The 10,117-nt window shown below is 37.8% G+C and carries 6 protein-coding genes; 1 reads left to right on the forward strand and 5 read right to left on the reverse strand.

The window, feature by feature from the left end; translation table 11 throughout:
• The 5 genes from LL966_RS22685 to LL966_RS22705 all read right to left on the reverse strand — a co-directional run.
• Positions 1-4,421 (reverse strand): DUF11 domain-containing protein (locus LL966_RS22685; RefSeq protein ID WP_229356503.1); only part of this gene is annotated, 4,421 nt, incomplete at its 3' end.
• Positions 4,422-4,432: 11 nt separating this feature from the next.
• Complete coding sequence (locus LL966_RS22690; RefSeq protein WP_229356505.1) at positions 4,433-5,197, reverse strand: hypothetical protein; 765 nt, start codon at positions 5,195-5,197, stop codon at positions 4,433-4,435.
• A gap of 426 nt (positions 5,198-5,623) precedes the next feature.
• A complete protein-coding gene (locus LL966_RS22695; RefSeq protein ID WP_229356507.1) occupies positions 5,624-6,589 on the reverse strand; it encodes a helix-turn-helix domain-containing protein in 966 nt (321 codons plus the stop codon).
• A 566-nt stretch (positions 6,590-7,155) separates the two neighbouring features.
• Positions 7,156-7,476, reverse strand: coding sequence for a nuclear transport factor 2 family protein (locus LL966_RS22700; protein WP_229356509.1), 321 nt, complete (start codon positions 7,474-7,476; stop codon positions 7,156-7,158).
• 81 nt (positions 7,477-7,557) lie between these two features.
• Positions 7,558-8,352 carry an SDR family oxidoreductase gene (locus LL966_RS22705; RefSeq protein WP_229356511.1) on the reverse strand — a complete coding sequence of 265 codons (795 nt, stop codon included), beginning with the start codon at positions 8,350-8,352 and terminating at the stop codon, positions 7,558-7,560.
• A 123-nt stretch (positions 8,353-8,475) separates the two neighbouring features.
• Between LL966_RS22705 and LL966_RS22710 the strand changes: the two genes are divergently transcribed.
• The gene (locus tag LL966_RS22710) at positions 8,476-8,856 is read left to right on the forward strand and encodes a winged helix-turn-helix transcriptional regulator (protein WP_229356513.1); all 381 of its coding nucleotides are present in this window, start codon (positions 8,476-8,478) and stop codon (positions 8,854-8,856) included.
• The last annotated feature ends 1,261 nt before the right edge of the window (positions 8,857-10,117 follow it).

Below are 10,117 nucleotides of genomic sequence, written 5' to 3' on the forward strand. Positions count from 1 at the left end.
TGGCCTGCCGTAACAGCAGTTCCGCCAAGTGAAAGGGTTCCGGTTGAAGGAAGCGCCACAACCGTATATGAAGCGATCGTACCGTCGGTATCCGATGCCGAAAGCGCGCTGATCGATGTCGCAGATGCCGTTGAGGCAATCGCAGCATTGGTCACATTGCTCGCCGTCGGAGGGTTGTTTGAAACCGGTATCGTGAAGGTAGCCGTATTGGAAGCCGCCCCCGAGTTGTCAGTCGCCCTGAAGGTGAAGCTTGCATTGCCCGTGAATGTTCCGCTTGGAGCATAGGTCAGCTGTCCCGCCTGAGTCGGGGTAAGCGTATGGCCTGCCGTAACAGCAGTTCCGCCAAGTGAAAGGGTTCCGGTTGAAGGAAGCGCCACAACCGTATATGAAGCGATCGTACCGTCGGTATCCGATGCCGAAAGCGCGCTGATCGATGTCGCAGATGCCGTTGAGGCAATCGCAGCATTGGTCACATTGCTCGCCGTCGGAGGGTTGTTTGAAACCGGTATCGTGAAGGTAGCCGTATTGGAAGCCGCCCCCGAGTTGTCAGTCGCCCTGAAGGTGAAGCTTGCATTGCCCGTGAATGTTCCGCTTGGAGCATAGGTCAGCTGTCCCGCCTGAGTCGGGGTAAGCGTCTGGCCTGCCGTAACAGGGTTTCCGCTCAATGCCAAAGTTCCGGTTGAAGGAAGCGCCACAACCGTATATGAAGCGATCGTACCGTCGGTATCCGATGCCGAAAGCGCGCTGATCGATGTAGCAGATGCCGTTGAGGCAATCGCGGCATTGGTCACATTGCTCGCCGTCGGAGGATTGTTTGATACGGGGATCGTAAAGGTCGCAGTATTAGAAGCCGCCCCGGAGTTGTCAGTCGCCCTGAAGGTGAAGCTTGCATTGCCCGTGAATGTTCCGCTTGGAGCATAGGTCAGCTGTCCAGCCTGAGTCGGGGTAAGCGTCTGGCCTGCCGTAACAGGGTTTCCGCTCAATGCCAAAGTTCCGGTTGAAGGAAGCGCCACAACCGTATATGAAGCGATCGTACCGTCGGTATCCGATGCCGAAAGCGCGCTGATCGATGTAGCAGATGCCGTTGAGGCAATCGCAGCATTGGTCACATTGCTCGCCGTCGGAGGGTTGTTTGAAACCGGTATCGTGAAGGTAGCCGTATTGGAAGCCGCCCCGGAGTTGTCAGTCGCCCTGAAGGTGAAGCTTGCATTGCCCGTGAATGTTCCGCTTGGAGCATAGGTCAGCTGTCCAGCCTGAGTCGGGGTAAGCGTCTGGCCTGCCGTAACAGCAGTTCCGCCAAGTGAAAGGGTTCCGGTTGAAGGAAGCGCCACAACTGTATATGAAGCGATTGTTCCGTCGGTATCCGATGCCGAAAGTGCGCTGATCGATGTCGCAGATGCCGTTGAGGCAATCGCGGCATTGGTCACATTGCTCGCCGTCGGAGGATTGTTTGATACGGGGATCGTAAAGGTCGCAGTATTGGAAGCCACCCCGGAGTTGTCAGTCGCCCTGAAGGTGAAGCTTGCATTGCCCGTGAATGTTCCGCTTGGAGCATAGGTCAGCTGTCCCGCCTGAGTCGGGGTAAGCGTCTGGCCTGCCGTAACAGGGTTTCCGCTCAATGCCAAAGTTCCGGTTGAAGGAAGCGCCACAACCGTATATGAAGCGATCGTACCGTCGGTATCCGATGCCGAAAGCGCGCTGATCGATGTAGCAGATGCCGTTGAGGCAATCGCGGCATTGGTCACATTGCTCGCCGTCGGAGGATTGTTTGATACGGGGATCGTAAAGGTCGCAGTATTAGAAGCCGCCCCGGAGTTGTCAGTCGCCCTGAAGGTGAAGCTTGCATTGCCCGTGAATGTTCCGCTTGGAGCATAGCTCAGCTGTCCAGCCTGAGTCGGGGTAAGCGTCTGGCCTGCCGTAACAGCAGTTCCGCCAAGTGAAAGGGTTCCGCTTGAAGGAAGCGCCACAACTGTATATGAAGCGATTGTTCCGTCGGTATCCGATGCCGAAAGTGCGCTGATCGATGTCGCAGATGCCGTTGAGGCAATCGCGGCATTGGTCACATTTCCCGCCGTCGGAGGCTGATTAACAGTTGGAGTAGCCGATCCAGAATTATTTCCTGGAGTCGGATCCGTCTGCTGACCTGAAATACTTGCTGTATTGGTGTAAGAACCAGATGCATTCACGGTAGCGTTTATTGTAAGAGTAGTACTTGCTCCATTAACAAGATTACCAATAGTCCAATCTGGTGCAGACCATGTTCCTGTTGAAGGTGAAGCACTTACAAAAGTATATCCAGCTGGAAGATTATCAGTAACTTTAACGCCTGTAGCAAGACTTGGTCCCGCATTAGAAGCTGTAATCGTAAATGTAACCTCACTTCCAATATTTGGATTTGTGTTATTTATCGATTTCGTTACTGAAAGATTAGCTAGAACAACCGGAGTTGCTGTAGCCGAATTATTTGTTGCAGTATTATCAGGATTATTTCCCGTTATACTCGCCGTGTTAGCATAAGATCCTGTAGCATTTACCGTCGCAGTAACTGCTAAAGTAGCCGATGCTCCATTTGCAAGAGATCCTACCGTCCATGTTGGTGCCGACCACGTACCTACCGAAGGCACAGCACTAACAAAAGTATATCCTGATGGAAGCGCATCACTTATAGAAACACCAGTCGCTTTGTAAGGCCCATTATTTTTAGCAGTAACGGTAAATACGACATTATTTCCAACACTTGGAGATGTATTATCTGCTACTTTTGAAATTTGAAGATCAGCAGGACAAAGTGCTCCTTCAAAATTCCTGTCGGTTACTGTAGTTCCTCCACACGAAGTAGTAACTGTATATCGAACTTGAACAGTACCTACTCCTGTAAAACTTAAAGTGTTTCCATTTAAAGTTCCTGGACCGCTTACAAGAGTTAATGTTCCTCCAGCAGGAGTAGGATTTAATAAAACCGGATCATCTATACAATATTTAGAATCTGGTCCTCCTCCTAATGAAATTGGCTGAATAACTGGATTTGATTCTGCTCCGCAAATCTGTACATTAGCAGTAGTAAAATTATATGAGGTCACATTTGTGTTATCTGTTGAATTATTTCCCATACTACCATTAACCCTATGACCAACATAACCAAATCTTGATTCACAGGCTTTAACAATCATCGAAGTATGTCCTCCAGTTTCCACAGCTAAAATTTTATCAGATGCAGATACACCTGCGGGCATCATAGGATCTACAGTCTCGTTAGTACTTCCGCCCCCAATTAAACTCCTATTATTTTGCCCGAAAGCATATAGATTATAACTATTATTTATGACATTCACAGCGCCATATCCAGTATCATGTTCTTGTACACTAAACCATTTAATATTATTCATGACAGGACCGCCTGAAGAATTGTATCTTGGCTGTACCCAAAATGATCTGTTTGCTGTATCCCAATCACCTAACTGTTTGTCTGTATTTCTTCCTAAACCATACAAATTACCATTAGTGGCTAGGACATAATAAGATTTTACACCGTCCGGTCCTGTTGAGCCAATCATTTTTGGAGTTATCGAGGCAGGAAGCGTCATTCGTGCAGCTCTAGTCTGATTGCCGCTGGGATTATTATCACCTAAATAAACACCATTTCCCCAAACATATACTGTACCATCTGATTTCAAAGCCATCAAAGAGTTATAACTTCCTCTACAAGCAACAACGTTGGTCAAAAATGGATTACCATTCTCTGTCGTAGTTACTCGGTACCAATTTAAAGAATCACCCGTAGCTGCATTTCCTCTAACATTTGCAGTTTGAGAAATAACCCATACATCCCCACTACAAGTCGTGATAGCTAATGTTCTATAGGTTGCAAACATCATTTTCACATCGCTTGGATTTACTCCTGTTGGTAATCCTGTAGTATTTCCAGCAATTGTGATTTTCTGAAATGTTGTATTGGTAGTAAGACTGGTGGCTAAAACTCCACCCATTGTACCCCATGCATACAATCCGTCTGTAGCCAAAACTATTCCTTGAGTAAAACTTGAAGAGTTGCTCCCCAATGCTCCTTTTAGTACTGTAGCTCCAGCACTTAATGCAGGGAAATTTGTTCGGTTTATTGTTCGTGATGTTAGTAAACTGGATGTTCCGTCATTATCCATTTTCTCTCCCCAAACTTGAAGAGAACCATCTGAAGTTCTTACAATAGTACTATGAAAACTTGATACAAAATTATCGTATTCTATTGATGATGCATCGTTATTAGAATCGGCACCAAAATTAGATAAATTGGTACCAGAACATCCTTGGACAGGAATCGCACATTGTGCATTAGATATCTGACTAAATATAAAAAAAACAAAAAACAAAGCAATTGCCTTTTTTACATTGAATATGCTATTAAAATTAAAGTAATTTTTTATCATAAATAACTTGATTATTTTATTATCTGATGAAGATTGTAGGTCTGAATCTGATTGTTGAAATCATGAAAATCAAACATTAAGTAAGTTTCTTGATTAACAACGCCTGAAATTTTATATTTCAATAATTGTATTTTATTGCCAATAACAATTTCTTTTTCCAATGCTTCAACAGTAAATGAAACTCCTAACCCAGCAACCGACATATTTGGTGAAGGTAATTTTGTAATGGAATTCTCTTTTGTAGTAATTTTTGCAGGAACAGTAATTATCAAATCTGTATAATTTCTTCCTCTCTCCAGTTTTTCAGAAAATGAAATTTTTGAAAAATCATATACCATTTTGGTCGCATCAACTTTAATGCTGAACTTTTGAGGAAATGCTGAGTGATCGCATTCTCCCTCATGACTTTTATTCTCCTGATATGTAACATCATAAATACCTGGATCCTGAAATACAAAACTGTTGATTTCATTTCCATTTAAAGAAGTAAAAACATTATTTTTGGAGTTGCTGATTGTCCAAGATACTGCTGGATCAATTTCTCCTAAATCAACTTTTTCTCCAAAAGAAATTATTTTAAAATACTGGTCTGAACCCAAACCACCTAAGTTTTGTGCAATAGATTTAAAACTGCCAACTAAAACAAAAAACAAAAGAAATACAGTCTGTAATTTCCAAGACTTCAAACTTTCTTTTCTTATCTGCCTTATATCCTTATCAGCAGATAATAGCAATAAAGAAATGTTGGAAGAATTTAAAATCCGTTCTCTATTCAATATTAAATTTTTTAAATAGGTAAAGTTCACCATAAATAAACAAGATTAAGATTTGGGTAAAAAGCACAAAAAAGACACTACGAACAATTAAATATCGTCGCATTTTTTTTGATGTATTATAAAATTTTTATATCGCTGAAAATTCAGCAGAGAGTAAGGATTGACGACCATATTAGCTGATCATGAAAAATGCCAACCCCTTTTTTTCGAAGTCAAATGTAGCTGAAAATCTGAGTGATAGATAGTCAATTCGGACATATTTTGCAGTTTAGAAAAAACGAAACTAAAGCAAAAAAAATCTCACAAAAAGGAGATATAGTAAAAATTTTAAATCATTGAAATACAAATAAATAACTCAAATTAAAAGAATAGAGTAATTAGTTGTAAAAAAGTAGGAATTATAATAATTTATAAAAAAAGATAGCATTACGTCGAAAAAAAACGTGCTTCTGACGGAAGTTTTCCAAATCTTTTTTTAAAACTCGACGCAAATCTTCCTGCAGAGTCATAGCCAGTAATAGCCGCTATTTCCTGAATATTAAAATCGGATTTTTCAATCAGCTGCATAGCGAGTACCAAGTTTTTTTCTTTATGGTATTGCAACATTGAAAAACCAAAAACAGCCTTAAAGTTCGATTTTAATTTAGTCGCTGACATATTAACTTCTTTGGCTATATACTCAATACCTATGAACGGAAGATTGAGATGCTGTAAAATAATTCTTTCTGCTTTTGAAACATTTAAATAGTCAATATTGCTTAATGAAATATTATCTACAATACGACTATCAGCAAAAGCATTATCAAAAAAACTCGTCATAAGTTTCATTATCTTTTTACGCATTGATGCAATATCAGAAACTTCACTTGCCTTGCTTTCCAGCAGCTGTGATAAACCAGCAGCAATATCATGCGCTTTAGAAGAAATATCGAGCCAGGTGTAGGAACCTTTCTCCCCATTTAAAAATTTTAAGATTGCTTTACGTTCTTTAAACTTTTTAGAAGTAAAATTATTTTTCACCCATTCCTTTGTCATAGCAATTGTAAAAAATTTACCATCGGATCCTTTATAGAAATAACTTGATATCTCTGTATGAGGTTTACTGATAGTCCAACAGGTACTTAGGAGAGTTAAGAAATTACCATCACCTGTAGGAAATTGGTATTCAAAAATGGAAAATGTCAGCAGATAATAGTCACTCGATTTATTTTTGTCGTAACTAGACAAAGCCATAATATTTTCTTTTAGCGTCATATAAAAAGAGATAAGCCAAAATCCCTCTTCAATTTCTCTGTAATACATTTTTGCCTCACATAATGCCGTACTAAAATCAATACGATTTTTTAATGGATAATGTTTTATTATAGGCAGTTTCAATATACTGTCAATCATTATCTGAGGTGAATTCGACAAATAAGGAAACTGAAAAAAACCATCTTTCAGCAGAAAAAGATATTTCTGAATATGCTTAGGCCAATTCTCTATGGTCATATAACTAAAAATTTATATAAAAATCTGCGTTTAGGCAAATTTTTAAAGGCGTATATACTAAGTAGTTATTCCTAATCTAGGATAATACAGAAAGGAATTAATTACTAAAATAACAAATATTTTAACAGAACAAAAGTATTCCATCTAAATTTATTAGCAAAAAAGAAAGACTAAAAATCTATTTTTAACTTAATAATATATTATACATCTAGAAAAAAGTAATTATATTCAAAAACAGGAAGCTTATACCAGTATGCAACATTACTGTAAATCTATAAATTTGCTTACCTTCTAAAAATGAGAAACAGTCAATAACATCTGAACTTGGATATTTTAATCTCCAGACAGTTAGTAATCTTTCCATTAATCTTTTACGAACTAAACAAACTTTCTTTTTCTCTAAATAAAAAAATCTGCACTAGTTGCAGATTTTTTTATTATTTTTTTTTCTTAAAATTCTCAAGCTTTTAATTAATCTCTAATAATTGAATATGATTGCCTTCAAATTTTAAATGATAAGTAAGAACCAGCGGACTACCTGGGAAATTTCCAGATACTTCTGCTTTTAAATCTGCTTTTTCAGCATTTCCTTCAAATTCAACTGGTTTCATTAGTGCATTGTATTCTTTTGAAGCTTTTTCTATCCAAGTTTTTATTTCTTTTTTACCCGTATAGTTTTTTCCTTCATCAAATACTACTGCACTTTCAGAAAAACAATTGGCAAAAGCCGTACTATCAAAATTGTTATGAGCGTTTACTAAATCTTTTATTACTTCTGGTAAGTTCATAATTTTTTATTCATCGTTAATAATTCTTTTTCATACATTTTATAATAGCTAAAATTTAGCATCATACTAAAATTTAATTCATCAAATGGTTGGAACTGTTCCGCCATCGATTACAAATTCTGTTCCTGTCAAATAACTCGCTCTTGGTGAAACAAGAAAACCTACTAATTCAGCTACTTCTTCTGGTTGAGCAGGTCTGCCGTAAGGTATTCCTCCTAATGCATTCATGACACCTTGCTGCGCTTCTTCTACAGAAATATTTGAGTTTCTTGCAATCTCACCCAACCAAGCTGTAGATGCTGATGTACTTATCCAACCTGGTGAAACAGTAAGTACACGGATACCTTTTGGTGTAACTTCATTTGATAAACTTTTACTGTAATTTATTAATCCAGCTTTTGCAGCAGCATAAGGTAAAGTAGAATCATACAAAGGCAATCTACCCTGAATTGAGGCAATATGAATAATAACACCACTTTTCTGACCTATCATTTGTGGTAAAAATCCTCTGTCTAGTCTGATCGGAGCTAGCAAATTTGCTTGAAGAGTTGACTCCCAGTCTTCATCAGTTAATACGCTATAACCTCCGGCTGGTGTTGAAGAAGAACCGAGGTTGTTTACAAGAATGTCTAGTCTCCCATAATCCGACAGTACTGCCTTGATTACTTTTTGTGTTCCTTCTGCCTTACTTAAATCCGAAGGAATGAAATGCAGATTGTTGTCTTCTTTTTCGGGTGGGTTTCTTGCAGTTATAATAACCGTTGCACCAGCTTGAAGCAATCTTTTGGCAATAGCTCTTCCTGCTCCTTTTGTACCTCCTGTTACCAATGCAATTTTGCCCGATAACTCATTCTGATAATCTAGTTTTTGTTCCATGTTTATTTGTTTTGTACAAATTTCAGAACTATGAAACTATCTCACAAGTACGGAGTTACGATTCGGATAGGGATAAATTATTCCCCTATTGCACAAATCAGAACAGACTAGTACATTTACAATATGTATGAAAGAAAAACTATACCTAATTTAAATTGCGGACTTGATCTTATAGGTGAAGTATTATATGGCAAATGGAAGATACGCCTACTCTGGTTTATCAATCAAGGACATAAAAGACCAAGCGAATTACAGCGTAAAATACCAGATGCTTCACGTAGAGTTTTGAATATTCAGTTAAATGAATTGGAAGAACACGAACTCATTACAAGAAAAATTTATCCTGTTGTACCCCCAAAAGTAGAATACAGTCTTACCGAATTTGGTGAGAGTCTGATTCCTGTAATTGGCGCTTTAGGTAATTGGGGAGATAAAAATCAAGAAAAACTGAGATCGCTAATTATTAAAAAATTTCCGTTAGCAAGAAATACAGAATTGGAATAAATTTTTTCTGTCTTTACTTCTACTCTATTTTCATTTTGTCTAAAAATTATAAAAGTTATCATCTCTGACATTGCTTACTTCATTTGGTACTTGATCAAATATCTTTTTTTGTAATCTTAATTACGGATTAATGATATCTAAATAAATTAAAAGTATCTTCTCTAATTTCTATTGCTACTCCCGAATCCAAATCTCGAACCTTTCGCGAAAATATATCTTTTATACCTTTTTTCCTTAACGATTCAATTTTTATTGTAAAAATATCATCCGCGGTTCACGTACTGTAAAGAATAGTTCCGTTTGTTGTTTGAACAATATATCATGCAACCATTTCTTGATCTGTTGATGTTGCATAGCAACCTACTTTAATGTCACTTTCCCTTTTTCATATCTCGAAATCTAATGATCGAGGAGCCAATTCTAGAGCTTTAGAAGCCTCCTCAAACCCACCATTAGAATCTGTTCAAAAGATTATCCTTACTCCTTAGTGAAAGTTTACATTAATAAAATTTATTTTTAGACCATCCAAAGTTACTTTAAAATAATGATCTTATATAGTTCTATCTGATCGATTATTATCGCTAGAACATCATTGAAAATAACACAACTAAAACTTATAGATAAAAAAAATTGTTTAAGAAAACTTGTGACTTTGTTTTTTAAGAATGATGATTTCGTGGTTATTGCTAATGGAGAGTTTGATCAAAAATCTGCTGATTTAGAAACCGTTTTAGTGCATAAAACAATATCACTTACCGAGTTTTTAAAAAAGCTTATAACTAATTCCTAAAAGTAAAATCTATCTTAACGTATTGACCCAAAAAGCTATTGACAGTATAGTTATTCATTAAACTTTAAATCCGAAAACTCTATAAAATAAGTGTTTAAGATTAGCATAAAGTTTAGTTTTATATTTTCTAAAATAATTTGAAACCCGCCAAAATCAGGTTTTACTATTTTAAAGAACAAGAATACTTACGGTTTTTTAAAAAGTGTAATTTTAAATAAGCAATAATTCCGATTATAAGGTATGATAAAAATATTTTATCTCGCTATAAAATATGCCGTATACCACAGAAGACTTTTTCCTACAATGATATGAATACACCAGTTTATTAGTTCCTCTAGTGAAACCTAGAAACTGACAAGTCAGTCAGCTAAATCTTCAAAATCACTATAAAACAAAAAATCCCTCCCGACAAATCGGGAAGGATTCTAAAAAGAAAGGCGACGACATACTCTCCCACATAACTGCAGTACC

Source organism: Flavobacterium chungbukense (assembly GCF_020805785.1).
Classification (GTDB): Bacteria; Bacteroidota; Bacteroidia; order Flavobacteriales; family Flavobacteriaceae; genus Flavobacterium; species Flavobacterium chungbukense.

Bases quoted from the DNA above. Each gene is read 5' to 3' on its own strand.
- LL966_RS22695 (WP_229356507.1), bottom strand. From the start codon at position 6,589: ATGATTGACAGTATATTGAAACTGCCTATAATAAAACATTATCCATTA.
- LL966_RS22700 (WP_229356509.1), bottom strand. From the start codon at position 7,476: ATGAACTTACCAGAAGTAATAAAAGATTTAGTAAACGCTCATAACAAT.
- LL966_RS22705 (WP_229356511.1), bottom strand. From the start codon at position 8,352: ATGGAACAAAAACTAGATTATCAGAATGAGTTATCGGGCAAAATTGCA.
- LL966_RS22710 (WP_229356513.1), top strand. From the start codon at position 8,476: ATGTATGAAAGAAAAACTATACCTAATTTAAATTGCGGACTTGATCTT.